The organism is Rheinheimera sp. ATLC3 (assembly GCF_059429535.1).
Map to the genome: position 1 here is coordinate 100,420 of NZ_CM182103.1, position 23,717 is coordinate 124,136.

Here is a 23,717-nt window from a genome sequence, read left to right on the forward strand (position 1 = left end):
AGGCTAAATTCAGCTAGCATTTTTTATGCTATGTTGATTATTTGCCCGGGTTAACCAAGAGGAACTACTATGAAAGTCAATATTGGTATCAGCGAAGAACAGCGTAAATCTATTGCACAGGGCCTGTCAGTATTACTGGCCGATACTTATACATTGTATCTGAAAACGCATAATTACCATTGGAATGTCACCGGGCCTATGTTTCAGACCCTGCATACGTTGTTTGAAACGCAGTATACCGAGCTGGCAGTGGCCGTCGACGATATTGCCGAGCGTATCCGTGCGTTAGGCGAGTTTGCACCAGGCTCTTATAAAGAGTACGCCAAACTGACCAGCATCAAAGAAGCAGAAGGCATTCCGTCTGCGGAAGAGATGATTAAAGATCTGGTGAAAGGCCATGAGGCTATTGCCAAAACAGGCCGCTCTATAGTGCCGACCGCAGATGACGCGTCTGACGAAGTAACGCTGGATCTGTTAACTCAACGTATGACAGTACATGAGAAAACCGCCTGGATGCTGCGCAGCCTGGTGGCATAATCGTTCGCTGGCAGGCCTCTGTGGTCAGGCCTGCCAGCATAACTTCCGCACTAAGCTCAGAAAAATGTCATTCTGACAAAAATCACTAAGTTTTTCCCGCCAAAGCTTGTAAAATCATATTCAGCAGTAACACTTATAGCTGGTGCACTTTTGGGTGTGTCCGCTAGGGGAGACAATATCCAATGAAAGCCTTGCAATATGCGCAAAATGTTGCAGATCTGTTTGCTTTGCCGGAAGGATATTTAAAAGTAAAACAGTTGATGGACTCTGACATTGCGAGTCTGGATGAGATTGCCGAAGTTATTTTGCTCGACCCGGTATTAACTTCCAAATTGCTGAAGCTGGCCAACAGTGCCATTTACAACTTGCCATATCAGGTCGAAAGCGTCAGTAAGGCCCTATTGGTGCTAGGGAAAACTCAGGTATACAACCTGGTATTAAGTATCGGCATTTCCTCTGCGTGCAGTAAAGTAGACACTTCAGCGATTGATTTGGAAAGATTCTGGGAGCAAAGCATTAATGCGGCGCTTATCGCGCGCTTTCTGGCTCAGTGTTGTCAGCTAAAACCCAACGATCGCTATTATGTTGCCGGGCTGCTGCATAATATCGGTGAACTGGTGGTGTTGCATAACAACGCTGAACAAGCAAACCGGTGCCAAAACTACAGTGCCGAACAGAGGCCATGGCAGATACAACAACGTGAGCTTGGTTTTACCTACGCAGAATGTGGTGCTGAACTGCTGCACTTGTGGCAGTTACCAGACAGCATTGTCGAACCCGTAGCGCTGCAACATAGCCACAAGTTTGTGCAAAAGAACACTGCGCAACTGGTATTACACCTTTCAGTAAGGCTTGCCCTGGCAAACCAGCACCCGGAAATGTACTCAACCCGGCAACTGGTCGATCCTTTCGTGTTGGAATTGTTAGAACTGACGCAGCAGGATATCATTCGCGCTATCGATTTTTGTAACACTGAAGGGTTGTTTATCCTGTCTGTGTTAAACCCCAGAATCAGTACTATCTATTAATTTTATAACAGACAAAGGCAGGATATCTGCACTTTGTCTGCTACTCGGATATATTAACCCATGAAGAAATCGCCACTGTACACTGCGTATTCAGGTTCAGCGTTATTGGAAACACCGTTACTGAACAAAGGCAGTGCATTCACTGTAGAAGAACGCCAGGCATTTAACCTGGCCGGTTTATTACCTCCACGCTATGAAACCATTGAAGAACAGGTCAGCCGGGCCTATATGCAATACAAGAGTTTTGACACGGCCATTAACAAGCATATTTATCTGCGGGTAATTCAGGATAACAACGAAACGCTGTTTTACCGCTTACTACAGCAGCATTTGGAAGAGATGATACCGATTATCTACACACCAACGGTTGGCGATGCCTGTGAGCAGTTTTCTGATATTTATCGCAGTGCCCGTGGCTTATTTATCAGTTATAACGACCGGTATCAGCTTGACGATGTATTGCGCAATGCGACCAAGCGTAAGGTAAAGGTTATTGTTGTTACTGATGGCGAGCGCGTCCTGGGCCTGGGCGACCAGGGTATCGGCGGCATGGGTATTTCTATCGGTAAGTTATCACTTTATACCGCTTGTGGCGGCATCAGCCCGGCTTATACCTTACCGGTGATGCTGGACGTTGGTACCAATAATGAAAAGCTGCTCAATGACCCTATGTACATGGGGCTGCGGCAAAAGCGGGTCGGGCAGGCGGAGTACGACGAGTTTGTTGAACTGTTTATCCAGGCGGTAAAGCGCCGCTGGCCAGAAGCTATTATCCAGTTTGAAGATTTTGCTCAGCCTAACGCAATGCCGTTATTGCAACGTTATCGCGAACAGGTTTGCTGTTTTAATGATGATATACAGGGTACTGCGGCAGTGACTGTTGGCACCTTGCTGGCGGCGTGTCGCAGTAAAAACACCCGCTTGTCTGAACAAAAAGTGGTGTTTGTGGGTGCCGGCTCAGCAGGTTGTGGTATTGCAGAGCAGGTTATCAGCCAGATGGTGGCAGAAGGTATCACTGAACAACAGGCCCGCAGCCAGATCTATATGATAGACAGGTTTGGTCTGCTCACCGACAATACACCGGGCTTACGTGACTTTCAGCAAGCGCTGACGCAGTCTTCAGCCGCGATTGAAGGCTGGAGTTACAGTGGCGAGTTTCCAACCTTACTTGATGTGATGAACTGTGCTGCTCCTGGCGTGTTAATTGGCGTGTCCGGGCAGGCGGGGTTGTTTACCGAAGCCGTCGTCAGGGCAATGAAAGCCGGTGTTAGTACACCCATTATTTTCCCGCTGAGTAACCCGTCCCGGCAGGTTGAAGCCACGCCCGAGCAGGTTATCAGCTGGACAGACGGTGATGTGATTATTGCCACCGGCAGCCCGTTTGCACCTGTTAGCTACAACGGTAAGCAATTTGCCATTGCGCAGTGTAATAACAGTTATATTTTCCCGGGTATAGGCCTTGGCGTGATAGCCTGTAAAGCCCGCATTATCAGTGATGAAATGTTAAGGGCTGCCAGCAAAACACTGGCCAATGCGTCGCCTTTGGCAAATAACGGCAGCGGTGGTTTATTACCGGCATTTACCGAGCTTGCGGCATTAAGTAAGCAAATCGCTTTTAACGTGGCGAAAGTGGCCATGGCGCAAGGCTTGGCACTTGAGTTGGACGACTCGTTATTGCAGCAAAAAATTGACGACAATTTCTGGTTACCAGAGTACCGTCAGTATAAACGGGTTAGCGCCTGAGACTGACAAAGCTCGTTACAATTAGTTTTAGACTTAACATTATGTAAAGGGTACGCTGTATTCTGGTAATAAGCAGAACAACAAGGAACCCCTTTTTATGTATAAGTCACTGATTGCCCTAGCTGTAGCCGGTGTTTTAGCCGGCTGCAGCCCAGCTGAAAAACCCGCAACTGATACCACAAACAACACTGCCGCCAATAATGCAGCTGCTCAGGTTACTGCTGAAAATACGCAGTCTGAAACTGAACGGCTGAATCAGTGGTTCGAGACAAAGTACGAAGAGCAATTGCAACAAAGCCCGTTGCAGATGACCTATATGGGGCGTAAAGATAAATACGACCAGGTTGACGATGCCTCTATCGCCGCCGAAGACGAGCAGTTAGCCTGGCTTGCCGCTACCGTGGAAGAGTTAAAGTCGGGCTTTGATTACGCTAAATTGGAACCTGAAGCGAAAACGTCTTACGACGTGTGGATTTACCAGTACGAGCAGGCCAAAGAGGGCGCGGCATTTCGTAAACATGGCTATGTGTTTACGCAGATGAATGGTATTCACGCCATGCTGCCGCAAATCATGATTAACTTCCATAAAGTAGATACTGCAGAAGATATGCAGGCCTATGTCAAACGTATCGAGGGTATAAGCCGCGCAATAACACAGCTGCTGGAGCGCGCACAGGGCAATGCTGAGCATGATGTCCGGCCACCGCGTTTTGCTTATGAAGGAGTCATGGACCAAATTAACAACCTGATAAACGGCGCCCCCTTTACTGACGCAGAGCAGGACGTACCGCTGTGGGCGGATGCTAAGGGTAAAATTGATGCTTTGGTTAAAGCTGACAAACTGACAGACGATCAGGCAAAGCAGTTATCGGAAGATGCGAAAAATGCACTGCAAACGCATTTCTTGCCGGCCTATACGGCGTTAAAGCAATGGCTGGAAAAAGATATTGAATTAACAGACAAAATTGCTACCGGCGTTGGTAAACAACAAGGTGGTACCGACTACTACAACTATCGCCTTAAAGCGTCGACCACAACTGACTTAACGGCTGAACAAATTCATCAGATTGGTTTAGACGAGGTAGAACGTTTAACCAAAGAGATGATCGCGATAAAAGATCAGGTAGGCTTTAAAGGCGATCTGAAAGCGTTCTTCAAATTTATTAAAGACGATGACCAGTTCTATTATCCGGAAACCGATGCCGGTCGCGAGGCTTATCTGGAAGACTCAAGGCAGTATCTGGCGTTTATTAACGAGCAACTACCTAAATATTTCGGCATTTTGCCCAAGGCCGACCTTATCGTAAAACGGGTTGAACCGTTTCGCGAGCAACCAGGTGCAGCACAGCATTATTTCCCGGGTACACCTGATGGTGCGCGCCCTGGTATTTACTATGCGCACTTGTCAGATATGCGCTCTATGCCGAAGAATGAGATGGAAGCTATTGCTTACCACGAAGGTAACCCTGGCCACCATATGCAGATTTCAATAGCGCAGGAGCTGACATCTGTTCCTACCTTCCGCACGCAAGCTGGCTTTACGGCGTATTCTGAAGGCTGGGGTTTGTATGCTGAGCTGTTAGCAAAAGAGATGGGCGCTTACCAGAACCCGTACTCGGATTTTGGCCGCCTGATCACCGAAATGTGGCGCGCTGTACGTTTAGTGGTAGATACCGGGCTGCATAGTAAGGGCTGGACTGAGCAACAGGCAATTGATTACTTCATGGATAAAACGCCGATTGCGCAAGGTGCTGTTATTTCAGAAGTTCGCCGTTATATTGTCTGGCCAGGACAGGCCACCGGTTATAAAATTGGTATGCTGAAAATCCTGGAACTGCGCAGTAAAGCCAAGCAGGCTCTTGGTGATAAGTTCGATATAAAAGCTTTCCATGACACAGTGCTGGGTGGCGGTGCTTTACCACTGAGTGTATTGGAAAAACGTGTAGACAACTGGGTTGAGCAGGTAAAATCCAGTTAATTGAGGTAACAGAAAAGGCTGCAGCAATGCAGCCTTTTTCATCTGAGCAGTTGTGACACGCTATTATGCAAATTGATTTTGTATCTGATATTTCAACTTTGGACAGAGCGCAGTGGAATTCGCTGTTTGGCGGTAGCTATCCATTTTGTCAGTACGACTTTCTGTTAGCTCTGGAGCAGGGCGCAAGCGTAAATGGCAATAGCGGCTGGCAGAGCCAGCATCTGGTTGTCAGTCAAAATGGTCAGTTAATAGCCGCCATGCCGGCTTACCTTAAGTGGCACTCTTACGGCGAGTACTTATTTGACTGGCAGTTTGCCGACGCCTACCGCCATTACAATTTGCCTTATTACCCCAAGCTGTTAAGCGCTGTGCCTTTTACCCCGGCGCAAGGGCCAAGGCTGGGTATAGCTGCAGGTTATCAGCATATTGATATGCTAAAGCCAATAACCGAAGCGTTGGTTAAACTGATTGATTCGTTGGAACTCAGCCAGTTTCAATGTTTATATGCCAGCGATAACGACAAAGCAGCATTTCGTCAAAGTGGATATCAGGAACGTATTGATGTTCAGTTTTTGTGGCAAAACAGCGGATATCAGCATTTCGACGATTTTCTGCAGCAATTAACATCACGTAAACGCAAGCAGATCCGCAAAGAGCGCCAGGCAGTATCAGAGCAGGGGGTAGAGATCCGTATTATTGCCGGCGCTGATTTAACGTTGGCTTTCTGGCAGCAGTTTTACCGGTTTTACCGCGCAACTTATAGCAAACGCTCCGGCCATGGCGGTTACCTGACATTACAGACATTTGTACATTGGGGGCAGAGCATGGCAGCCCAGATTGTGGTATTTGCAGCCTTCAGACAGCATGATATGGTCGCGGCGGCGTTATGTTTTAGATCAGACGATACGCTGTACGGCCGTTACTGGGGTTGTAATGAAGATTTCAGACAGTTGCATTTTGAATGCTGCTATTACAGCGGCATACAATACTGCATTGAGCATAAACTGCAGTATTTTGATGCCGGTGCCCAGGGCGAACACAAGCTGCAACGCGGCTTTGAACCTGTGCTACGCTCGGGCTTCTACCATATTAAACCCACTATACTAAGCCCGGCGATTAATGATTATATTCAGCGTGAACACCAGGCAGTACGGCAGTATCAGGCTGAGGCAATCACACAACTGCCGTACAAACTAAAGCACATTTAGCGCGGGCTAAAGCGGCTATTGAGGTATTTAATAATATCAGCAGATTCATACAGCCACTGAACATTGCCGGCCGTATTTTCAATACGCAAACACGGTACTTTCACGCGGCCACCTTCGTTAGCCAACAGCTGCCGGTACTCTTTATTGCGCTGTGCATCGCGTTTTTCTACCGGCAGGTTAAGCCGGGCAATTTCCTTACGTACCCTGATACAAAACGGACAAGCGTTAAACTGATATAGCTGCAGCTGCTGGCAGGCGGCATTAACATCAGCCTGGGCCACGCCACAACGTTTGATCCCTTTAGGGGTTGTCAGCTTTTCGCTTAATAACATTACCGGGGTAAGGACAAGACGGATAACTTTGAACAGAATACGCATACTGCTGCCTGTTTTGCACTCAGTTTGAAAAACGGCGCGGATTGTAGCACAGCCACGCCGTTTGTCCCGAGTTAATGCAGATATTTACAAACCGAAGGGTGTAAAATCTTCTGTACTGTGGCGCTCTGGCAGTTGCGGGCCGTCACCAAAACTACGGTTTACGATATAACCACGTTTAACAGCCGGCCTCTCGTCCAGCTGTTTTGCCCAGCGCATCAGATGCTTATAGCTTTGAGTATCAAGAAACTCGGCAGCGTTATAGGCGCGGTTTAATGCAATACCACCATACCACGGCCAGATGGCCATATCGGCAATGCTGTATTCGCTGCCAGCGACAAACTCATTTTTTGCCAGTTGTTTATCCAGTACATCAAGCTGTCGCTTGGTTTCCATCGCATAGCGGTTAATCGGGTACTCGTACTTTTCCGGTGCATAAGCATAAAAGTGGCCAAAGCCGCCGCCGACAAAAGGCGCACTGCCCATCTGCCAGAATAACCAGTTTAATGCTTCAGTGCGTTTTGCCGGGTCTTTTGGCAAAAATGCGCCGAATTTTTCCGCCAGATACAGCAAAATAGAGCCAGATTCAAATATCCTGACACCGTTTGTCGTATCAAGCAGCGCCGGAATTTTCGAGTTAGGGTTTAGCTCAACAAAACCGCTGCCAAATTGATCACCATCGCCAATTTTTATTAGCCAGGCATCATACTCTGCGCCGCTAAAACCCGCAGCGAGTAACTCTTCCAGCATAATATTTACTTTAACGCCGTTGGGTGTCGCCAAAGAATATAACTGCAGCGGGTGTTTACCTTTAGGTAAGGCTTTTTCATGTGTTGGGCCAGAAACCGGGCGGTTAATACTGGCAAACTGCCCGCCGTTTTCAGCGTCCCAGGTCCAGACTTTGGGTGGCGTGTAGCTGTTGCTCATAACATGCTCCTGCTAGGTAGTTTTGAGATAAGGAGTTTGGCTTAACTTATCAGCGGATATTGGCACTACCGCAGATGATTACAAGCGTGTGGTTATAACCTTTTGTTGTATAGCAGGTAATTTAGGCCTAAGCGCTATGTCAGCTAACCCGGCTAAAATGCAGCAGCCGGTTATTCGCCGGCATGGCATGATCGTACTGCAGCGCAAAGCCGGCCGATATAGCCAGCTGCAATACCGCTTCTATATCCCGTATCCCCATTAGCGGGTTTTGCACTTTTAGCGATGCATCAAACATGGCATTACTTTCACTGGTAAATTGGCCGTTGTAATTAAACGGGCCGTAAATACACAGCTCAGCTTTAGCATGACAGAAGCCAGGCAAACGGCTAAACAATGTTTGCACCACTGCCCACGGCATTATGTGCAGCGTGTTGGCACTGAATACCGCATCGACCTGCTGCTGGGGGGCAGTATCTTCACGGATATCCAGCTGCAACGGCGATGGCAGGTTGGGCAGGGCAGCCAGGCGCAACCGCTCGGTCAGATCGGGCAGATACACCGCCTGGTCTGACGCCTGCCAGGTTAAATGCGGCAAAGCGGCGGCAAAATGCACAGCATGCTGGCCCGTACCACTGCCTACTTCCAACACCTTAGAACTTTTGGCAAAAGCGTGTTGCAACACCGCCAGAATAGGGGCTTTGTTGTTTTCACATGCCTGAGAAAAGGGCAGATCGCTTTGCATAATCTTAGTAAAACCTTTGTTGTGTTCTAAGGGAAATAAACATGCACAGAGTAGCATCTCTGCAGCAAATAAGTGAACGTGTTCAATAAAGTATTGTAGTATCAACATCATCCGCAAACTGGGCGAATGCTCTGCAATTGATAAAGGAAAAGTGATGAGTAACGCACAACAAAACAAGAGCTGTTTTTAAGCACGCTTAAACAGCAATTTGCCAGTATTTTCACTAGCAGCAAAGCGGGTAAAGATACTGTCGAGTTGCGGCTTCGTACTCAGGGGTTTATTTACGCCGGTGAGTTGCTGGAATTATGTAGCCGTGAAGACGTTACGCAGCTAATGGAGCAGCAGCATCAGGCTGTGTTTGGTTGCAGCATAGAACAGCGTAAACCCAGCGAACGCATGCTGCGCCAACAAGCATTAAAAGCAGGCGACTACGATTATTTCGACGAACCGGCGTTTAATAGAAAGTAAGGACCGCTTAGCTGTTGTCTAAGGGGAAATTTAACAGAATGGGAATGATGAAAAGCGAGCGACAGCCCGTTTATTATATGAGCATATTCAGCAGCAACATATATTCAATTCACCATTATAGTAAAAATCAGTCAACTCTGAATTTGATAGCTCTCTATCAAGTTTTAAAATTTTGTGACAAATAGCGCATTGCAGTTCTAATTCATTAATCATATCGAAGGTGAAACTTACAGGCATATCGATACCCAAGATAGGTTTATAAAATGAATGAAATCCAGCGGCCCTCCGAACATTACTAGACCGGTAATTTGGCACGATAAGATTTGGGCAAGAGAACTTATTCAGCACTAACAAAACCAAGTTTCTAAAATAGTCAAGCAGCAACGGCAGATACGTTAAAAGTAACTTCATTGGTTCAGTATCAAAACCAACAGTGTTCAGAGAGTAAGGGGCTGTAGAGTATAGAGGCGAATGGGATGTAATCACATGAATAGATTGTTGACTATATGAGTAAAATCCATTTTTAGATCCTTTGTCATATCTAAGGAGCTTTATTGAATCTGAGTCAACAAAGAGTTCTAGATTTAAATCGTCGCGAATAGACTTGCATACTTTCCCGATCAAACCTAACAAAGCTTCATCTTTGTAATGGGACGATAAAAATAGTTTCTTTGGATTTCCCTCTTTGAAGAGCTGAATATAGTTATCTATATCAACAGCAATGGCCTCTAAATGCAAAATCGTCTCTTCTAACGGCTTCCGAATAAGCTGAAAAGCGATTTTGTAGTTATCGCGACGAATAGCCCAAATAGCCTCATAGAAATTATTACAAGCATCAAATATCAGAGAGCGAGCAAACTCAATTAGAATGTATTTTTTTGTCAACTGGTCGTCATTTTGATTGAGAACAGCACTAACTACGTCCTCTGACGATACTCCTTTACTTATATCCTCAGGCAAATAAATTGAATGTATTTGAAGCCCCATGCCAACAGACATTTCGTAACTTTTAAATATATGGATCGTATTGCTGTAAAAAAAATCCATCAATTTGACTGAGTCTTCTTTGAACCTATCATATTCAAAATCCATATTTGGCTAATCCCTTACTAAGATAATCATTGTAGCGACCACATGACTGCTCCAAGTAGTACTTAGACTTTTCAGTAGGGCGAATGATATGGGCCTTAGACCAATACTTACAGGCTTCCCAATCCTTGCGCATTGACTGCTGTATTGAAGCTCTTTTTTCAGCACTCAGTGAAGGCACTGTTATCGTTTTGGTTTCATCATTACTGGCGGGTTGTACTGGTGTAACTGGAACAGATGCCAGCTCTAGCGGTTCAGGATAATCTTGCTCTATATAAGCATATTCATCTGACGAGAAATTGCCGTACACCTGAGAGATTAAATAGTCCTGGGTAAGTGCTGAGACGGTAGTGGCTAAGTAAACTGCAGCAAATACTGTAATGAACAGTTTCAAGTACTTCATTCATAAATCCTTTGTTCCGAAGTCTTGAACTAGCCTATTAAGATAATCAGCAGGGTGCAACAACATTTTGTATTTCGTGCCGCTGGTTACATCCTGCAGATTTTCCCTTGCCGCCTTGAGCTGCTTTGCTGATTGTTCGGCTGTCCACTTGCAGCGCCATAGCATGGCGATATCACCGGCTGTAAAGTTGCCGTGTGGCGTATGCAGTATGCAGTCTTTGTCTATGCTGAAATGCCGCCAGCCGTTCGTCAGTGGCAGATAGCCAGAGTTGTGTACGGCAAGGTATCGGTATGCGGACGGGTGAGGGAGGGCACTTACGTAAATCTATCGCAACAACTTCAAAGAAAGTGATATTGTAAGTACCTAAAATAACTCAATTAACAGGGGTTTAGTTTGGAACAGCTTGCCTTGGAATTAGTACAAAAACATTGGCTAATTGCCGTCTTTGTTATCGCAATATCGTTAATATCAGGCTTAATCAAAATTCTCAGAGCCGTTATTGATACTCATGAGGATCTGTACTTAAAACGCGACTTAAAACGTCTTACCGAATTAAAGGCAAGTGTATCCGTAGGCTCACAGGTAGCAAAGTTTATCGACAAGCGTATTGAAGAAGAAGCCTTTGCTTTGGCTTCGGGTATACGTACAGCTAAAGAAGATGCAGATATGCTGCGCGATTTATATTTAAAAGATTTTCTGACAAATCGACAGCTGAAGCGAATTGCACAGCATTTGAAGCCTAAGAACGATAAAATTGCTATTCAGTTCGGTTGGTTTGAGAAAACGGAAGTTATATATTCATTTTGGGCGTCAATCGTATTACTTATGATCGGCTTTAGTGGGTTGCTTCCATTAATCGCTCAGCCAAGCATTACTCATGTTTTATTTGCTGTTGCAACATTTGGCGCGGCGCTATTAATGATCGCGTTTGTTGGTGCAGACTTCCAACGTTACAAAACACTTTACTTTGCCTGGTCCAGATTACGCAGTGAAAATCTGCTGGCAAACCCGAACTGTAAAATAAAAGTACCGGGCGTTTATACACCAAGTTATTTGCACGATCTGAAAAAAGACGAAGTCTCAGAGGAAAGTACTACATAGGAGAAAGGCTAGCATGGCGAGCTAGCCAGTGTTTATTACATTTAACATAATATACAATTTGGCTATTGGCGATTATGGAAACAACCGCCAAGCCGCATCGTATAAGGGGTGGGGCACTTTGCTACGCAACAAGCGTGGCAAGTTTGTCACTATTGCACTTCCCATTGATAGCAATGTCATGCCAGAAGTTATACATAAGTTCGTCGCCTTTTCTTTCAGCCCTCTCTGAGTGGGCATCAGCCAGCACGCGCAAAGGGTTTGCATCAAGTAAAAGCGCTATTTTGATTGCCATTTCATCGTCTATAACATTTCGGCCTGAACGATAATTGCCAATCCTGTTGGTAGTTACAGCAAGTTTCTTTGCGAGCTGATAATCAGAAGTCAGTTGAAACGCGGCCTTAACCGCATCGAGATAATCGACGGTTTTCATTTATCCATTCCCAAATGTTCAAAATTCCATCTTCAATTCTAGGTCATTCCGCGTGCTGGTCAACGCATTATGGTGGTACACGCAGCGTTGAGCATCCGCTCTGCGTGTATTACATTCTGCGTGTCCCAACCCAAATGGGGCAAAATTCCAACAGGGCGGCCAGCGGGTTTACCTCCGTTTTTTCCGCTGGTTTAGCCCTACCGCCGTTGGAAGCGGGAGCTTGGACGGTAAAACACAGGAGAAACCTTATGCACGCAATATCAAACCTTTCTACGCTGGGCGCTATTCCACAGGGCAGACCGGCACAACCACTGGCAAAACGTACAGTACTATCCGTACATGAACAAAAACTGAAGCTGTTAGCACAGTTCAGATTTCTTAAGCGCATGATTCGCCAGTGTAAAGCAGACGAACAGGCCAAACAGAGCTTTGAAAGCGACATAGCCAATTTACGCAAAATTTACAAAGGCATGCTTTCAGAGGAAGTAATTCAAGCCCGTTGCGAAAAGCTGGCAGCACTAAAAGCCAGCCTTGGCATGCGCATTGTCGATAACCGCATTGCCTACACCGGCCAAACCAGCCGCGCAGTAAAAGCGCTGTGTGGGGGTGCTGCATGAGAAGTATAAACAAGCAAACCAAGACAGTTTACGGCGTTGCGGACGGGGCGGTAGGCTTTGCTTTTGCGCTGATATTATCAATCATAGCTGTGGTGGTGGGTGTGCTTTTAATTATTGACTTGGTGATGTCATGAGCATGTTACTTCACTTTGTTAAATATCACGGCAACCACATCAGACGCGGCATTGAGTGCATGCAGGTAGCAAGGCACTACGAAGAAAGCCGCCCGTTTATCGGCTGCGAAACAATGATTTCGTGGAACTATACGCAGTCTGAATATCATTTTATGAGGGCGAGGGAAGAATTAAGCGCAGCCCGTGACAAGGTAATTGCCGAAGCGGCCAAAGTGCCAAGCCAAACACGGTTGCAGAAAGTGGCAACCGTTATGTCACTGGCAAACAGCAGGGCAAACCGCGCAGTGTGGCAGGTAACAGGGCGGGTGTTGCCATGAGTTTACCAGCAATGTACACCGGACATGGTTTTAAAACTATGGTGGCCATCCATAAGCGCTACTGCGACAGCGCAATTGATGGCTATCAGAACAGCAACCAGATGTACGGGACGGCTTATATGGCAGCCGCCATCAAGGACGAGGCCGAAGCAAAAAAGCAGGCCGATTATATATTGGCAAAAATTCGCACCGGCTGCATTCAAGACCTGAAAACTAACGTAGACAGGTTAAAAACGGCACAGCGGTACGAACGCCTTTTTATGCTGCGGCACCAGAAAATTGAAGCGGCCAAGCCCGAAAGCAAAGGGGTGGTGCTGCCATGACAAAAACCTGCGAACACTGCTGGCCTGCTGATTGCGGAGGTAACTGTTTAGCGCCAAAGCAAGAAATTAACAAGGTGTTAGAGCCGCCATTAATTTTAAATATACCAATGAAAGGCAAAGAAGCGGCGCAACAGTTTGATGGCGAAATTGTTTGTTGCAATGGCCGCGTTGGCATATTGACAGCTAAAGGTAAGTTTTCAGGGAAAATGATAGGTATTACCTACGTTGCCAGCATTCTTTATAAGCGCGGTGATGAAAAGTTGTTTTATCCGGTTGGTGCGGATGAAGAAGTAATGGTTATCAGGTGGGCATGATGTTTAACCAGCTAACCGACGACCAGCGCCCTGATAAGTATGATATAGCGTGGATGAAAAAGCAGGTTAGCGGCCTGCCATCCCGCATCCGCTCTAAGCTTACGCACCAGTTTTACACCGATGCCATGTCAAAGCCGGTGCGCGAGCGCAACACCAATTTGCGCGAAGCCACTGCCAAAACCCGCCGCAAAATTGCGCCGGTGTATATGCAGCTGCGACAGTTCAGCCTGCCTTACAAAGCCATTGCCACAAAAGACGCCGTGCGTAAAACCGCTGGGCGCATTGCAGCGGATATGTACGAAAAATTACTGGAACGGGCCGAAGCCGGAGACGGTTTAGAGGGCTGTTACTTCTGGTTGTGCGAGTACGCAAAGCAGCAGGTGCCGGAAGTGACGCCGCCGTTTTACTCAGATGAAGGTAAGCCAGCTGAATTTATGGAAATTGGCTTGCTTAAGATGAAGTGCGACAAGTGGTGGTGTCGCAAGCTGCTAACGGTGCGCAAGCGCTACTTAGAACTGCTGGAAATTGTTGCCGGTAACGTGGGCCATGTGTCGCCGTATGCCAGCAAGCAAGCGGTTGCTGAGTGGGTGCGCGACCAGCTGGCTACGCAGGAGTGGGCCAAATCGGGCGAAATGATTAATCAGGACGGTGATGTTATCAGTCTGGAAAAGGCATTGGCCGCTGGCATGGGCGACCCTGAAAACATGCGCTGTGAGCTGATGAAGCGAATAAGCGGGTTAGAGGATTACGCCGAAGAAATGCAGCTGCAAGGGCTGTTTTTCACGTTAACGGTGCCAAGCAAGTACCACAGCAGCGCTAAAAACTGGAACGGCAGCACGCCGAAGCAGGCGCAGAAATATCTGGTTGATACATGGGGCCGCGCACGCTCTGCACTGGAGCGCCGCGATATTAGCTATTTTGGTGTACGGGTAGCGGAACCACACAAAGACAGCTGCCCACACTGGCACTTGCTGCTGTGGTGCAAGCCAGACGATGCAAAGCAGTTAAGCCGCATCATGAAAAAATACTTCTGCGCTGAGGACAGGCAAGAGCTGATAGCGCGGTTTAAACACCGCAAAGAGCTGCGCCGCAAGTACCGCCGTGCGCGTCAGCTGTACGGCTACGCAAAAAGCCAAGGCAAGAAAGTTAAGGCACCAGTTAAAAACTACTGGCCCAGCGCGCCACGTTTTACCGTTGAAGCCATTGAAACCACACCACGGGACGAAACAGGGCGCCGCAAAGGTGGCGCAGCTGCTTATATCGCCAAGTACATAGCAAAAAACATCAATGCAAAGGGCGTTGAAAGCCTGATTTGTGAAGAAACCGGCCTAATAGTCAGTGACCTGATCCATAACGTGCAAACGTGGAAAAGTACATGGGGCATACGTCAATTTCAGTTTCAGGGCTGCGACCCGATTACCGTCTACCGCGAATTGCGGCGGGTTGGCAAAAGCGTAGAGGCCGAGCAATTAGAGCTGGTGCGCCAAGGGGCAGAGTCAGAAAAGTTTGTTGATTTCATCAGGGCCATGAAGCAGGTCGACTGCGGTTTGCAGTATGAAGTCGAGCCAATGGCTAACCAGTACGGCGAAGCCGCTAAACGGGTGAAAGGGGTTGCCGCGCCCGATGGTTTCGCATTAACACGGGTTGACCAGTGGCAGTTGCGCCGCAAGGCGTGCAGTTCAGTCGGCGCAGCCGACCTATCTTGGACTAGTGGGAATAACTGTACGCCCCAGCCTTTGGGGGCAAAATTCGCCACTTTAGGCATCGACGCCGCAGCAATGGCACACATGGAACGCGGCTGTACGGTAAAAATTGGCACTGAGCGCTGGAGGATAGGCCGGTACGGCCAGGTTGAGCCGGCCCCAGCTCTGAAATATTCAAAACCGTGGAACCCGGCAAAGCCAGATTTCACCACAACTACGCACTAAGGACACAAATCATGGGACAAAACCAGCTGACACTGGCCGAACAGGCCGAACAAATTGAAGCCGAAGCCGCTGCCGTTGTGCAGCTGAGCGTGTTTAACCAACCGTCTGCCATCAAGGCCATGCTGCCAGGCATCACGGGGCTGATTAAGCAGCTATGCCAAACGGTAGACCAGCAGGCGCAGCAAATTAAAAAACTGACTGGGGGGTACTGATGGCAGGGGTTTGTTATCAAGACCTGATGTATATGGCGCTGAATTGCGGAGTTAGCACGCTAACAATTGCAGTACGGCTAGCGCTGGAGGTTTCGCCACTGAGCGAACAAGACTGGGGGTTAAATTATGGCGGGTGAAGCATTGGGCTATATAGCCTGCGGCTGCGGGTTGCCAGCTGCAATTAAAAAAGTAAAAAACTCTGAAAATCTGTACAGCCATTGCACAAAGTGCGGCTGTGACCGGCGCACCGGCGAGCATGTGCAAGAAAAGTTTAGGGCCGCTGTTGGCGTGATGGAATTGCCGGAAATTTCCGGAGATATTTCAGGGAGCGAAACCGAAGCCGCCCCACAAACGGCGCAGGGTTCGCGGGAATGGTCACCGTCACCGGAGACACACCGTAAAGCGGCTGAATCAGACTCTGAAATTATTCCGGAAAATTCCGGAAAAGGCTTAGGCCGAAAAATCGCGGCGGGGCTAGTGCTTACACTGAGCGCAGCCGGTTTGCTGTACAAAACACTTCGAGGTTAATCATGAGTGACGAAAAAATTATTGATACAGATGAAATCCGGACAACGCAGCCAGCGGCGCAGGATGCAGCAGTAGAACAGGTTCAGGATTTTCAGGAAATCGACCCAGCTTTTGAGCGCATGGCTAACGGCGCAGATGCGGCAAATGATAGCGAATATGAGCAAGTGCCGGAGCAGCCAAAGCAGGCAGTTAAAGCGCTGCCAGGTAAAACATACACCGCCGCCGATGTGCAGCAGGCCGAAGAAACGGCGCTTAACATACTGGGGGGCGCTTTTTGTGCAGTCGGGGACTTTACCGGCAAAAGCTATGGCCTGACAGAGCAGTCAGCCATTAAAACCGCCAAAGGCATAGCGCCTTGCTTGGCGAAATACCGCATAACAGATGCTGGTGAAACCTTTAACCGCTGGGGCGAGGAAATACAGGCATTTTTAGCGGTAGGCGCACTGCTGGCCGGTGTATATCGTGAATTGAAAAAGGACGCGGCTAACGATGGCGATAAATCCAAACAACAGTCTGCCGCTTAGGCATTGCTGCTACTGCGGCGCATCCGGAAGCGGTAAAACAACCGCGGTAAAACTGCTGGGGCGGGTGGGTAAGTGTGCAGTGATCTTTGACCCGATGGGCGATTATAGGGCCAGCCGAAAACGGAAATTATCAGGGCTGGGGAATGGTCGAGCCGTACACCATTACACCAGCCGCAAGGGCTTTGCTAACGCATTTTATGAAGCATGGAAAAGCGGCAAGGAGTTTGCCATTGCGTACCAGTCACCGCACGCAGACAATTTAGATAAGCTGCGGGAGGATGCATTATGGTTCGGTTCGTTAGTGCATGCTGCAAGTGACGGCAACAGGGAATTGCATCCGGTTTTTGAAGAGTTGGGCCGGTACAGCAACAACGCTGTAGCAGACCGCTCAATACTGGGGTGGATTGCCAACGTGGGGCGCAAGTTCGGCATAGTAGCCCACTGGTCATTTCAGCGGCCAATGCAGGTGCCAAAGACCTTTATTGATGATGCAGAGTTTTATGTCGTCGGGGCGCAGAACAGCGTTAAAGACGCTAAGCGCTGGATGGAAGAACTAGACTGCTCGCTAGATGAAATTGTGGCGCTGGGCCGCAAAAACACACAGACCAAAAAGCATTACCTGCTTAAAGAGTCTGGCATAGGCAACTTTCGCGAAATTCACCTGACAATCTGACCAAAAAAACACCGCCGCAATACCCCAAATTCCGGAAATTCCAGAAAAGTTTCCGGAATTTTTTTGACCAATCGCCTAACCACTGGCTATATGTCCAGTGCATTTAATCCGGAATATCCGATTTAACAACTGAGGTAACACGATGGACACCAGCAAACTAACTACCGCAAAACCAATGAGCATTTTAATGGTTATTGGTCTGGCCGCAGCGACCACATTAGGCACGCTGTATGTTGTAAACAACGTGCGTGCGTTGCGCTCTGTCGCTCGCGCTGTGCAGTAAGGAGTAAACAACATGGCAGCAGCATTATCACTGGCAGTAATGGCTATTAATGGCTATAAGCCGCAACCGATGGAACTGGCCCCGTTTGTTACTGCGCAAAAATTAGCGCGTAACGAATGCCACGTTATCACCGGCGCAACGTTCCAGATGATTGAAATAATCACTAACATTACCGACCCTGCACTGATTGAAGAAGTGCAAGTTAAGCTCAATGGCCGCGCCATTGTTAACCTGACCGGCACCGACTTAAAGACGCTGCTGGAGGGTTACACCAAGCGCACACGCGCCGCAGGTCGTTATGTAATTCCGTTCTACAAGCCAGAAGCACGCACCATCGACGGCATGCGTTCAGGTGAGCTGGTAACACTGCCATCTGACAACATGGTTATCTATGTGAAAATTGGCGACACAGAAGCTGTGGTGCCAACTCTGCGCGCCCGTGCATTGGTTACGCCGTCACAGTCCCAGCGTTTAGTGCTGCCTATCATGGATAGCATTGACATTAACGCACCGGCCAGCGGTGAAAACGTGCTGCAGTGGAATGACCGCAGCCCTAACCTGCAAATCCAGCGCTTGCACTTCCAGGCAGCTGACATTACGCATTTAGAGGTTAAGCGCGACGATTTAACCGTGTTCGATGCGTCACTGGCAGATAACAACGCCGATTTGTCAGAAGGTGGCGACAACGCGCCGGTGGCAAATACCTACCACTTTGACCCAGCACACATGGGCTTTGTGCTGCAAGGCTTGTTTGCCACTATCGCAGCCAAAGAGCTGAAATTCCGCTACACCAAAACGGCCAGCGGTAACGTGCGCATTGTGCGCGAAATGCTTGAACAGGTTGCGGCACTGCCGCAGATGTAAGGGGGCGTTATGGCCGAACAGGTATCAACAGCGGGGGATCCTTGGTGGATGGCCTACGCATCGTTTGGCGGTAAGTTGCTGGAAACAGCAACGGAATCCGCCAACGACTACGCACGGGCCAAGCTACGCAAGGAACTTGGCATAGATGAAATGTTGGCAGAGCAGCGCGCCAATGACGCCACGACCAACGCCGATGTACTCAACCTTACGTCACCGGTAAAAGGCACCAATGCGGACGGCTCAACACTGGTGCAAACGGTACAGTTTGCCGGTGTCACGGTGCAAAAAAGCACGCTGCAAATGGCCGGTATTGGTGTCGGCGCGTTAGTGCTGGGCCTGCTGGCCTATAGCGCGTTGAAGTAGGGGGCCGCATGAAATTAAGCTTTGTTGAAAAAGTAAAAGCGCTTTTTGATGGCCAGTCAGTCGGCGGCAATATGGCACAAATGCCTGTTGCAGGGCAGACGATAAGCAGCATCAACAGCAACACCGGTAAGCCGGTTAGCACGGTTCGCGCTGAGCCAGGTACGCTGGGCGAGCGCATGTTGCCAGCCGAGCGCATCAGCACACGCCGCTCAGTAGACCGGAGGGCGCTGTAATGATGCCTTTAGCGGGAATGTCCAGCCTGACAGGTGGCGGCGGGCTGTCCAGCAGTTCAAGCTCAGCCACCGGCGACCAGTCGGGCGCGCAATCGGGGTTTGGTGCGTTTACCGTTAACGCATCACCGGCAGCCGGCCAAAACCAGCAGTTAATGATAATTGGCGGCGCAGCGCTGCTACTGGTGTTGATTTATGCGGTATCAACCAAGAAGCGCTGATTATCTGCATATTCTGGTGCGCCGTAGTGTTGGCAGCGATGCGGCACTATTGCGCAACCAGATACAGCGCAAAAAAGCAGAGTTTTTTAGCTTAGATAACTGCCACTTCGTCACCCGGTCAGAAATCACGACACGGGGCAAAGAGCTGGTGATTTGCTGCGCTGAGGGCAAGGGCTTAAAGGGGCCGGTTAGGGCGCTGATAGCCAACGCGAAAAAGCTGGGCTTTGAATTTCTGCGCTATCACCCGAAAAGCCGTGCCGCAGGGCTGGCGATGGCCCGTGTCGCAGGCGTCAAGGTGTCAGAAGTAACCGAACCAAACGCATATTACATGCTAACAGATTTAAGGGGCTAACGATGGGCGGCAGCAAATCCAGCCAAACGCAACAGACCAGCAATACCAGTGTGCAGCAGTCGTTTGTCGATAACAGCCAGTACACTGACCAAAGCGAATATTTTCAGGATAACAGCCAGGTCACTGACATAAATCAGGACTTTAGCGATAACAGCAGCACAGATATCGTCATGGAAGGCACCGGCGCTGGGGCAAGCGTTGGCGGCAATTTTATTGTGACAGACGGCGGTGCGTTTAACACCGTAGACGGCGCAATCTTAGCGGTTCGCGACAGTGTGTCCGATGTGTTAAAGGCTGGTGTCGAACAATCCTACCTTGCCAATGAGCTATCCCGCGAAGCGCTGGGAAGCAATGAACGGGTAACGCGGGAAGCATTGATTACAACTGAAAATGTATCAGGCCGCGCCATTGACCGAATCAGTGACGTTGCATCAGACAGCATTGCCAACAGTGCCAGCACGGCCCGTTATGCCATTGATGGCAGCGTTGAACTTGGCTATCTAACGGCTGAAACGCTGCGCAAAGCGTCAGAAGATACTACAGCAGCCAATAACGCCGCGACAACGCAGGCCATACAGGCCAGCAATGCCGCAATGGAACGCAACGCCGCATTAATCCAGACAACCGCGCTTGGCGGTCAGGATTTAATGATTAACGCGTTAAAGCAAATATTAATTGGTACGGCGATTTCCATTGGCGTGGCCGGTGTTAGCTATGCGATTTTTGGGGGTAAAAAATGATTTTACAGCCAGGTGAAAAGCAACCGTTCTCGCTGCAGGGTAAATACCTGTTAGCGCGCCGCATTCAAAGCCGCATTGTTATCAGTGACCCAGCTATACAGATGGCAGAAACCGAAGTGCGCCAATCTGACAACATTGAACTGCCAGATAGCAGGCTGATTTACGTGAAAAACGTAGGCACGGTTGCAGCTGATATCGACCTGCAAAGCTCAACGGTAAAAATAACCACCAATGACGGCGGCGCGGTGGTAATTGCAGGCGGCAGCATTGACAGCATCATTCAACCGATTGAAGTCACAGCAGAGGCCACGGTAGAAAATGGCACGGTAACAAGCCAAAGCCCGAACACCAACAGCCAAACTAATGACATCACCATTGGCGCAGGTGCAACCGTAACCGTATTGGCCGCCAGCCCAACTGATAAGCGCCGCGTTGCAATACTGCAAAACATCAGCGACACGCCAACAGTGCTGCGTGTGGGCGGAGCACCAACGGCAAACGCTGGGGCCATTCTGGCAGGCAGTATCGACGGTATTGCGTCACTGGAATTTGACACCGTTGGCGAGCTAAAAATACACAACGCCAGCGCAGCGACAGCAAAAGTGTCTGTTATGTGGGGTAAACGCTGATGCCTATTACCAACCAACCTAATTTAGCAGCACTGCAAGCTGCGATTGTGCAGGCCATCACTGACAGCCAAAGCGCAGTTATTGCCAACACCGACAGTAAAACCGCCGCCGTTGCACAGGTAGTTGTAGATGAAACTGACGCCGCAGCAACAGCGCTGACCGGTGAAATTGCCACCAAAGCCACAGAGACACAAGCGGCAGTAGATGCAGCAGCAACAGCTACGCAGGGCGCGATAACGGCAAAGGGCGTGATTAAGTCTATTCAAACCGGGGAGGTTTCTTTAACAAGCGGAACAGCAACAAATATCACCATTTCAGCGGTAAACACGGCAAAGAGCTTTGTATTAATCAACACTAGCAGCAACGCCGGCTCTGCAACGTCAGCAGGTTTTGCAACGGCAAAATTAACAAGTTCAACGCAATTGACAGTTGATATAGATGCCGTATCAGGCACAACGAAAGCATGTTGGCAGGTGGTGGAATATGAATAGATTTTACTACGCACAGCTGGCAGATATTGAAGGTGTGCAAACCGTTATCGGCATCAGTGACCTGTCAGGCGAAGTCAGCGCGCCAAATATGATAGCGCTGCAAAGCCTGACCGATTGCCAGTTAGGTGATCATTACGTCGACGGCGCTTTTGTCACGCAGCCAAATGAGCCAGAAGCATGAAACGCTTAGCGGTTGGGTTAGTAACAGCCGCTGCGTTGGGGGCGGGTTGGTGGTACGTCAGCCGCAAGGGTTCGCCCGTTGTGACTGCGCCAGGTGAAACCGCCGCAGTACCGGCGCCGGCGGCAAATATCAACACACCGTCACCTATTGGGTTTATCAAGGAGCTATTTAGCATGACACCACGGGGAATACGTAACAACAACCCGCTAAACATTCGCAAAAGCAGCGATAACTGGCAGGGCAAAACCGGCGACGATGGCGCTTTTGTTATCTTCGACACACCGCACAACGGCATACGGGCCGCAGGGCGCTTGCTTAAAACGTACCGCGATAAATACGGCCTTGTCAGCATTCGGGGCATTATTAACCGCTGGGCGCCAACGTCTGAAAACGACACAGAAAGCTATATCACCAGCGTGGAAAAACAAACCGGCCTGTTCCGTGATTTAACGTTGCAGGCGGCAGACTATCCAGCGGTGGTTGCAGCCATGATTCGCCACGAAAACGGGCAACAGCCCTATGAACTGGCACTTATCACAGCGGCGGTCTCTGATGGCCTCGCCTAAGCTGGCAGACTATCTGCCGTCATTAATCACGCTGGCAGCACTTGCCGCTGGCGTGTATTACGTGGGCCGCTTTACTGCCGCAGGGCAAAAGGCCATTAAACCGGCTACCGATGCGCTGTTTAACGCCTATCAGGCCATCTTTCCGCCTGATCATGTGGAGTACACCCGCGCAGGGTTTTACCTCAACAGCAAGTACATAGATAGCAGCATGGCAATCAGCCCCAGCTGGCGAGCTGCCATTGAAAAAGCGCACCCGGGCAATGCCGCACTATTTACCAAAATCACAGACGGCATAGGCCGACTGAAACCGGCCTTTTATGGGCTAATCAACGCAGAAGTAAACGAGGAAACAACAGCATGAAATGGTTTTTTACCCAATACAAAAAGCACAAGGCAATCGTACTGACATTGCTGGCAGTAGTAGGCACGCCAACGGCGCTGGTAGTCGGTAACGTACTGGAAGTGGCAGATAAGGCGCACGACGAAGCCCGTCAAACGCTGGGTAAGTCACCCGTACCAGAGCCAGTGCCAGAGCTGACAGAGCAACCCGCACAGCATGAGAAATCCGACGATGCCGCCGGAATTTGAAGCCCTGTTAAAAGTGCTTGAGGGCGGCGGAGATGCCGCCACCATGTCACTTGTGTATTTTCTCTATACGCTGTCAAAGCGGCTACGCAAGGTAGAAGATAAAATACTGTACATCATCACCGTAATGGCGCTAAAGGAAAAGCCGCCACACGAATTTGCAGAGCGCGACTAAGGGCGGGGTATCACCGCCTTGCTCCAATCCACCGCCTTACATAGCATCGGCCAGTAACGTATAACGTCCAGCGGCACAGAATACCCAGCAGCCAGGTAAACCCTGTCAGCAGCAACGCTTAAGCCATGCTTGCGCCAATTATCCGGCAGGTAGTCACCGGCCAGTAAATTTTCAAAGTGCGCCCGGGCCCGTTTTGGCATGCCGTTTTTCATCCAGTGCCTTACGGTTCGCTCAGAAACCCCGCAAAAGGTGGCTATTCTGGTGATATCAGGGCGAGACCCAGCGGCGGGATCAGGTGCGAAAAACCCAACAGCCAATAACAAACTGCGGTCATTGATAGATTTTGTTTGCATCAACATATTATTTTAAATTCCGTTTAGTTATTAAAACCGGTCTTTGTGCCGGTTTTTGGTAACTGCAATAAATGCGCCTTTGGGTT

37 protein-coding genes are annotated in these 23,717 nt (G+C 49.0%); 30 read left to right on the forward strand and 7 right to left on the reverse strand.

The window, feature by feature from the left end; all coding sequences use genetic code 11:
• Positions 1-69: 69 nt before the first annotated feature.
• From AC5SV9_RS00395 to AC5SV9_RS00415, 5 genes are all read left to right on the forward strand, one after another.
• Positions 70-537: a Dps family protein gene (locus AC5SV9_RS00395; RefSeq protein ID WP_475150405.1), complete on the forward strand. Its 468-nt coding sequence runs from the start codon at positions 70-72 to the stop codon at positions 535-537.
• Positions 538-719: 182 nt separating this feature from the next.
• Entirely contained in the window at positions 720-1,565 is an 846-nt protein-coding gene (locus AC5SV9_RS00400) for an HDOD domain-containing protein (protein ID WP_475150404.1), read from the forward strand.
• A gap of 60 nt (positions 1,566-1,625) precedes the next feature.
• A complete protein-coding gene (locus tag AC5SV9_RS00405; RefSeq protein ID WP_134054764.1) occupies positions 1,626-3,308 on the forward strand; it encodes an NAD-dependent malic enzyme in 1,683 nt (560 codons plus the stop codon).
• 97 nt (positions 3,309-3,405) lie between these two features.
• Positions 3,406-5,286, forward strand: coding sequence for a DUF885 domain-containing protein (locus AC5SV9_RS00410; protein ID WP_273024655.1), 1,881 nt, complete (start codon positions 3,406-3,408; stop codon positions 5,284-5,286).
• Positions 5,287-5,351: 65 nt separating this feature from the next.
• Complete coding sequence (locus tag AC5SV9_RS00415) at positions 5,352-6,494, forward strand: GNAT family N-acetyltransferase (protein ID WP_475150402.1); 1,143 nt, start codon at positions 5,352-5,354, stop codon at positions 6,492-6,494.
• Here AC5SV9_RS00415 and AC5SV9_RS00420 read toward each other — a convergent pair.
• The 3 genes from AC5SV9_RS00420 to AC5SV9_RS00430 form a co-directional block, all read right to left on the reverse strand.
• Positions 6,491-6,871, reverse strand: coding sequence for a glutathione S-transferase N-terminal domain-containing protein (locus AC5SV9_RS00420; protein WP_134054761.1), 381 nt, complete (start codon positions 6,869-6,871; stop codon positions 6,491-6,493). The genes AC5SV9_RS00415 and AC5SV9_RS00420 overlap by 4 nt on opposite strands.
• Before the next feature lie 84 nt (positions 6,872-6,955).
• Positions 6,956-7,795: a glutathione-dependent disulfide-bond oxidoreductase gene (gene yghU, locus AC5SV9_RS00425; RefSeq protein WP_475150400.1), complete on the reverse strand. Its 840-nt coding sequence runs from the start codon at positions 7,793-7,795 to the stop codon at positions 6,956-6,958.
• Positions 7,796-7,934: 139 nt separating this feature from the next.
• Complete coding sequence (locus tag AC5SV9_RS00430; RefSeq protein ID WP_475150399.1) at positions 7,935-8,537, reverse strand: DUF938 domain-containing protein; 603 nt, start codon at positions 8,535-8,537, stop codon at positions 7,935-7,937.
• Between the two features lie 255 nt (positions 8,538-8,792).
• Between AC5SV9_RS00430 and AC5SV9_RS00435 the strand changes: the two genes are divergently transcribed.
• A complete protein-coding gene (locus AC5SV9_RS00435) occupies positions 8,793-9,005 on the forward strand; it encodes a hypothetical protein (RefSeq protein WP_475150398.1) in 213 nt (70 codons plus the stop codon).
• 87 nt (positions 9,006-9,092) lie between these two features.
• On the opposite strand, the gene AC5SV9_RS00440 is transcribed toward AC5SV9_RS00435, so the two are convergent.
• Complete coding sequence (locus AC5SV9_RS00440; RefSeq protein ID WP_475150395.1) at positions 9,093-10,097, reverse strand: hypothetical protein; 1,005 nt, start codon at positions 10,095-10,097, stop codon at positions 9,093-9,095.
• Positions 10,087-10,497, reverse strand: coding sequence for a hypothetical protein (locus AC5SV9_RS00445; protein WP_475150393.1), 411 nt, complete (start codon positions 10,495-10,497; stop codon positions 10,087-10,089). Before AC5SV9_RS00445 ends, AC5SV9_RS00440 begins: the two co-directional genes overlap by 11 nt.
• Positions 10,498-10,890: 393 nt before the next feature.
• Here AC5SV9_RS00445 and AC5SV9_RS00450 point away from each other — a divergent pair, with 393 nt between their 5' ends.
• Positions 10,891-11,598 carry a hypothetical protein gene (locus AC5SV9_RS00450; protein ID WP_475150391.1) on the forward strand — a complete coding sequence of 236 codons (708 nt, stop codon included), beginning with the start codon at positions 10,891-10,893 and terminating at the stop codon, positions 11,596-11,598.
• A gap of 121 nt (positions 11,599-11,719) precedes the next feature.
• Here the strand turns inward: AC5SV9_RS00450 and AC5SV9_RS00455 are convergent, their stop codons facing one another.
• Positions 11,720-12,028: a hypothetical protein gene (locus tag AC5SV9_RS00455; protein WP_475150389.1), complete on the reverse strand. Its 309-nt coding sequence runs from the start codon at positions 12,026-12,028 to the stop codon at positions 11,720-11,722.
• A gap of 248 nt (positions 12,029-12,276) precedes the next feature.
• On the opposite strand from AC5SV9_RS00455, the gene AC5SV9_RS00460 reads away from it, so the two are divergent.
• From AC5SV9_RS00460 to AC5SV9_RS00570, 23 genes are all read left to right on the forward strand, one after another.
• On the forward strand, positions 12,277-12,645 hold the full coding sequence (locus AC5SV9_RS00460; protein WP_475150388.1) for a hypothetical protein: 369 nt from the start codon (positions 12,277-12,279) through the stop codon (positions 12,643-12,645).
• 130 nt (positions 12,646-12,775) lie between these two features.
• Positions 12,776-13,096 (forward strand): hypothetical protein, encoded by a 321-nt coding sequence (locus tag AC5SV9_RS00465; protein WP_475150385.1) that lies wholly within the window; start codon positions 12,776-12,778, stop codon positions 13,094-13,096.
• Complete coding sequence (locus tag AC5SV9_RS00470; RefSeq protein ID WP_475150383.1) at positions 13,093-13,419, forward strand: hypothetical protein; 327 nt, start codon at positions 13,093-13,095, stop codon at positions 13,417-13,419. Before AC5SV9_RS00465 ends, AC5SV9_RS00470 begins: the two co-directional genes overlap by 4 nt.
• A gap of 74 nt (positions 13,420-13,493) precedes the next feature.
• Positions 13,494-13,733: a hypothetical protein gene (locus tag AC5SV9_RS00475; protein ID WP_495473525.1), complete on the forward strand. Its 240-nt coding sequence runs from the start codon at positions 13,494-13,496 to the stop codon at positions 13,731-13,733.
• Entirely contained in the window at positions 13,730-15,661 is a 1,932-nt protein-coding gene (locus AC5SV9_RS00480) for a replication endonuclease (RefSeq protein WP_475150378.1), read from the forward strand. The genes AC5SV9_RS00475 and AC5SV9_RS00480 overlap by 4 nt, the downstream gene beginning before the upstream one ends.
• Positions 15,662-15,672: 11 nt before the next feature.
• Positions 15,673-15,873 (forward strand): hypothetical protein, encoded by a 201-nt coding sequence (locus AC5SV9_RS00485; RefSeq protein ID WP_475150377.1) that lies wholly within the window; start codon positions 15,673-15,675, stop codon positions 15,871-15,873.
• Between the two features lie 258 nt (positions 15,874-16,131).
• On the forward strand, positions 16,132-16,401 hold the full coding sequence (locus AC5SV9_RS00490; protein ID WP_475150374.1) for a hypothetical protein: 270 nt from the start codon (positions 16,132-16,134) through the stop codon (positions 16,399-16,401).
• A gap of 2 nt (positions 16,402-16,403) precedes the next feature.
• Positions 16,404-16,925, forward strand: coding sequence for a hypothetical protein (locus AC5SV9_RS00495; protein WP_475150372.1), 522 nt, complete (start codon positions 16,404-16,406; stop codon positions 16,923-16,925).
• Entirely contained in the window at positions 16,891-17,598 is a 708-nt protein-coding gene (locus AC5SV9_RS00500; protein ID WP_475150370.1) for a hypothetical protein, read from the forward strand. Before AC5SV9_RS00495 ends, AC5SV9_RS00500 begins: the two co-directional genes overlap by 35 nt.
• Positions 17,599-17,740: 142 nt before the next feature.
• Positions 17,741-17,881 (forward strand): hypothetical protein, encoded by a 141-nt coding sequence (locus tag AC5SV9_RS00505; protein ID WP_475150368.1) that lies wholly within the window; start codon positions 17,741-17,743, stop codon positions 17,879-17,881.
• 12 nt (positions 17,882-17,893) lie between these two features.
• Positions 17,894-18,745, forward strand: a complete 852-nt coding sequence (locus AC5SV9_RS00510; protein ID WP_475150365.1) for a major capsid protein P2 — start codon at positions 17,894-17,896, stop codon at positions 18,743-18,745.
• A 9-nt stretch (positions 18,746-18,754) separates the two neighbouring features.
• The gene (locus AC5SV9_RS00515) at positions 18,755-19,108 is read left to right on the forward strand and encodes a hypothetical protein (protein ID WP_475150363.1); all 354 of its coding nucleotides are present in this window, start codon (positions 18,755-18,757) and stop codon (positions 19,106-19,108) included.
• An 8-nt stretch (positions 19,109-19,116) separates the two neighbouring features.
• A complete protein-coding gene (locus tag AC5SV9_RS00520; protein WP_475150362.1) occupies positions 19,117-19,341 on the forward strand; it encodes a hypothetical protein in 225 nt (74 codons plus the stop codon).
• Positions 19,341-19,559, forward strand: a complete 219-nt coding sequence (locus AC5SV9_RS00525) for a hypothetical protein (protein WP_475150360.1) — start codon at positions 19,341-19,343, stop codon at positions 19,557-19,559. Before AC5SV9_RS00520 ends, AC5SV9_RS00525 begins: the two co-directional genes overlap by 1 nt.
• A complete protein-coding gene (locus AC5SV9_RS00530; protein WP_475150358.1) occupies positions 19,534-19,911 on the forward strand; it encodes a hypothetical protein in 378 nt (125 codons plus the stop codon). Before AC5SV9_RS00525 ends, AC5SV9_RS00530 begins: the two co-directional genes overlap by 26 nt.
• 2 nt (positions 19,912-19,913) lie before the next feature.
• A complete protein-coding gene (locus AC5SV9_RS00535) occupies positions 19,914-20,651 on the forward strand; it encodes a hypothetical protein (RefSeq protein ID WP_475150356.1) in 738 nt (245 codons plus the stop codon).
• Positions 20,648-21,280, forward strand: coding sequence for a hypothetical protein (locus AC5SV9_RS00540; protein ID WP_475150353.1), 633 nt, complete (start codon positions 20,648-20,650; stop codon positions 21,278-21,280). The genes AC5SV9_RS00535 and AC5SV9_RS00540 overlap by 4 nt, the downstream gene beginning before the upstream one ends.
• The gene (locus AC5SV9_RS00545) at positions 21,280-21,771 is read left to right on the forward strand and encodes a hypothetical protein (RefSeq protein ID WP_475150352.1); all 492 of its coding nucleotides are present in this window, start codon (positions 21,280-21,282) and stop codon (positions 21,769-21,771) included. Before AC5SV9_RS00540 ends, AC5SV9_RS00545 begins: the two co-directional genes overlap by 1 nt.
• Positions 21,764-21,952, forward strand: coding sequence for a hypothetical protein (locus AC5SV9_RS00550; protein WP_475150349.1), 189 nt, complete (start codon positions 21,764-21,766; stop codon positions 21,950-21,952). The genes AC5SV9_RS00545 and AC5SV9_RS00550 overlap by 8 nt, the downstream gene beginning before the upstream one ends.
• The gene (locus tag AC5SV9_RS00555) at positions 21,949-22,518 is read left to right on the forward strand and encodes a hypothetical protein (protein ID WP_475150346.1); all 570 of its coding nucleotides are present in this window, start codon (positions 21,949-21,951) and stop codon (positions 22,516-22,518) included. Before AC5SV9_RS00550 ends, AC5SV9_RS00555 begins: the two co-directional genes overlap by 4 nt.
• Positions 22,505-22,879: a hypothetical protein gene (locus tag AC5SV9_RS00560; protein WP_475150345.1), complete on the forward strand. Its 375-nt coding sequence runs from the start codon at positions 22,505-22,507 to the stop codon at positions 22,877-22,879. Before AC5SV9_RS00555 ends, AC5SV9_RS00560 begins: the two co-directional genes overlap by 14 nt.
• On the forward strand, positions 22,876-23,106 hold the full coding sequence (locus AC5SV9_RS00565; protein ID WP_475150342.1) for a hypothetical protein: 231 nt from the start codon (positions 22,876-22,878) through the stop codon (positions 23,104-23,106). The genes AC5SV9_RS00560 and AC5SV9_RS00565 overlap by 4 nt, the downstream gene beginning before the upstream one ends.
• Entirely contained in the window at positions 23,090-23,278 is a 189-nt protein-coding gene (locus tag AC5SV9_RS00570) for a hypothetical protein (RefSeq protein ID WP_475150340.1), read from the forward strand. The genes AC5SV9_RS00565 and AC5SV9_RS00570 overlap by 17 nt, the downstream gene beginning before the upstream one ends.
• Here the strand turns inward: AC5SV9_RS00570 and AC5SV9_RS00575 are convergent.
• Positions 23,275-23,637: a hypothetical protein gene (locus AC5SV9_RS00575; RefSeq protein WP_475150338.1), complete on the reverse strand. Its 363-nt coding sequence runs from the start codon at positions 23,635-23,637 to the stop codon at positions 23,275-23,277. The genes AC5SV9_RS00570 and AC5SV9_RS00575 overlap by 4 nt on opposite strands.
• Positions 23,638-23,717 lie beyond the last annotated feature (80 nt).

Coding starts and splice junctions, on each gene's coding strand:
- AC5SV9_RS00395 (WP_475150405.1), top strand. CDS start 70: ATGAAAGTCAATATTGGTATCAGCGAAGAACAGCGTAAATCTATTGCA.
- AC5SV9_RS00400 (WP_475150404.1), top strand. CDS start 720: ATGAAAGCCTTGCAATATGCGCAAAATGTTGCAGATCTGTTTGCTTTG.
- AC5SV9_RS00405 (WP_134054764.1), top strand. CDS start 1,626: ATGAAGAAATCGCCACTGTACACTGCGTATTCAGGTTCAGCGTTATTG.
- AC5SV9_RS00410 (WP_273024655.1), top strand. CDS start 3,406: ATGTATAAGTCACTGATTGCCCTAGCTGTAGCCGGTGTTTTAGCCGGC.
- AC5SV9_RS00415 (WP_475150402.1), top strand. CDS start 5,352: ATGCAAATTGATTTTGTATCTGATATTTCAACTTTGGACAGAGCGCAG.
- AC5SV9_RS00420 (WP_134054761.1), bottom strand. CDS start 6,871: ATGCGTATTCTGTTCAAAGTTATCCGTCTTGTCCTTACCCCGGTAATG.
- yghU (WP_475150400.1), bottom strand. CDS start 7,795: ATGAGCAACAGCTACACGCCACCCAAAGTCTGGACCTGGGACGCTGAA.
- AC5SV9_RS00430 (WP_475150399.1), bottom strand. CDS start 8,537: ATGCAAAGCGATCTGCCCTTTTCTCAGGCATGTGAAAACAACAAAGCC.
- AC5SV9_RS00440 (WP_475150395.1), bottom strand. CDS start 10,097: ATGGATTTTGAATATGATAGGTTCAAAGAAGACTCAGTCAAATTGATG.
- AC5SV9_RS00445 (WP_475150393.1), bottom strand. CDS start 10,497: ATGAAGTACTTGAAACTGTTCATTACAGTATTTGCTGCAGTTTACTTA.
- AC5SV9_RS00455 (WP_475150389.1), bottom strand. CDS start 12,028: ATGAAAACCGTCGATTATCTCGATGCGGTTAAGGCCGCGTTTCAACTG.
- AC5SV9_RS00460 (WP_475150388.1), top strand. CDS start 12,277: ATGCACGCAATATCAAACCTTTCTACGCTGGGCGCTATTCCACAGGGC.
- AC5SV9_RS00465 (WP_475150385.1), top strand. CDS start 12,776: ATGAGCATGTTACTTCACTTTGTTAAATATCACGGCAACCACATCAGA.
- AC5SV9_RS00470 (WP_475150383.1), top strand. CDS start 13,093: ATGAGTTTACCAGCAATGTACACCGGACATGGTTTTAAAACTATGGTG.
- AC5SV9_RS00480 (WP_475150378.1), top strand. CDS start 13,730: ATGATGTTTAACCAGCTAACCGACGACCAGCGCCCTGATAAGTATGAT.
- AC5SV9_RS00485 (WP_475150377.1), top strand. CDS start 15,673: ATGGGACAAAACCAGCTGACACTGGCCGAACAGGCCGAACAAATTGAA.
- AC5SV9_RS00495 (WP_475150372.1), top strand. CDS start 16,404: ATGAGTGACGAAAAAATTATTGATACAGATGAAATCCGGACAACGCAG.
- AC5SV9_RS00500 (WP_475150370.1), top strand. CDS start 16,891: ATGGCGATAAATCCAAACAACAGTCTGCCGCTTAGGCATTGCTGCTAC.
- AC5SV9_RS00505 (WP_475150368.1), top strand. CDS start 17,741: ATGGACACCAGCAAACTAACTACCGCAAAACCAATGAGCATTTTAATG.
- AC5SV9_RS00510 (WP_475150365.1), top strand. CDS start 17,894: ATGGCAGCAGCATTATCACTGGCAGTAATGGCTATTAATGGCTATAAG.
- AC5SV9_RS00515 (WP_475150363.1), top strand. CDS start 18,755: ATGGCCGAACAGGTATCAACAGCGGGGGATCCTTGGTGGATGGCCTAC.
- AC5SV9_RS00520 (WP_475150362.1), top strand. CDS start 19,117: ATGAAATTAAGCTTTGTTGAAAAAGTAAAAGCGCTTTTTGATGGCCAG.
- AC5SV9_RS00525 (WP_475150360.1), top strand. CDS start 19,341: ATGATGCCTTTAGCGGGAATGTCCAGCCTGACAGGTGGCGGCGGGCTG.
- AC5SV9_RS00530 (WP_475150358.1), top strand. CDS start 19,534: ATGCGGTATCAACCAAGAAGCGCTGATTATCTGCATATTCTGGTGCGC.
- AC5SV9_RS00535 (WP_475150356.1), top strand. CDS start 19,914: ATGGGCGGCAGCAAATCCAGCCAAACGCAACAGACCAGCAATACCAGT.
- AC5SV9_RS00540 (WP_475150353.1), top strand. CDS start 20,648: ATGATTTTACAGCCAGGTGAAAAGCAACCGTTCTCGCTGCAGGGTAAA.
- AC5SV9_RS00545 (WP_475150352.1), top strand. CDS start 21,280: ATGCCTATTACCAACCAACCTAATTTAGCAGCACTGCAAGCTGCGATT.
- AC5SV9_RS00550 (WP_475150349.1), top strand. CDS start 21,764: ATGAATAGATTTTACTACGCACAGCTGGCAGATATTGAAGGTGTGCAA.
- AC5SV9_RS00555 (WP_475150346.1), top strand. CDS start 21,949: ATGAAACGCTTAGCGGTTGGGTTAGTAACAGCCGCTGCGTTGGGGGCG.
- AC5SV9_RS00560 (WP_475150345.1), top strand. CDS start 22,505: ATGGCCTCGCCTAAGCTGGCAGACTATCTGCCGTCATTAATCACGCTG.
- AC5SV9_RS00565 (WP_475150342.1), top strand. CDS start 22,876: ATGAAATGGTTTTTTACCCAATACAAAAAGCACAAGGCAATCGTACTG.
- AC5SV9_RS00570 (WP_475150340.1), top strand. CDS start 23,090: ATGCCGCCGGAATTTGAAGCCCTGTTAAAAGTGCTTGAGGGCGGCGGA.
- AC5SV9_RS00575 (WP_475150338.1), bottom strand. CDS start 23,637: ATGTTGATGCAAACAAAATCTATCAATGACCGCAGTTTGTTATTGGCT.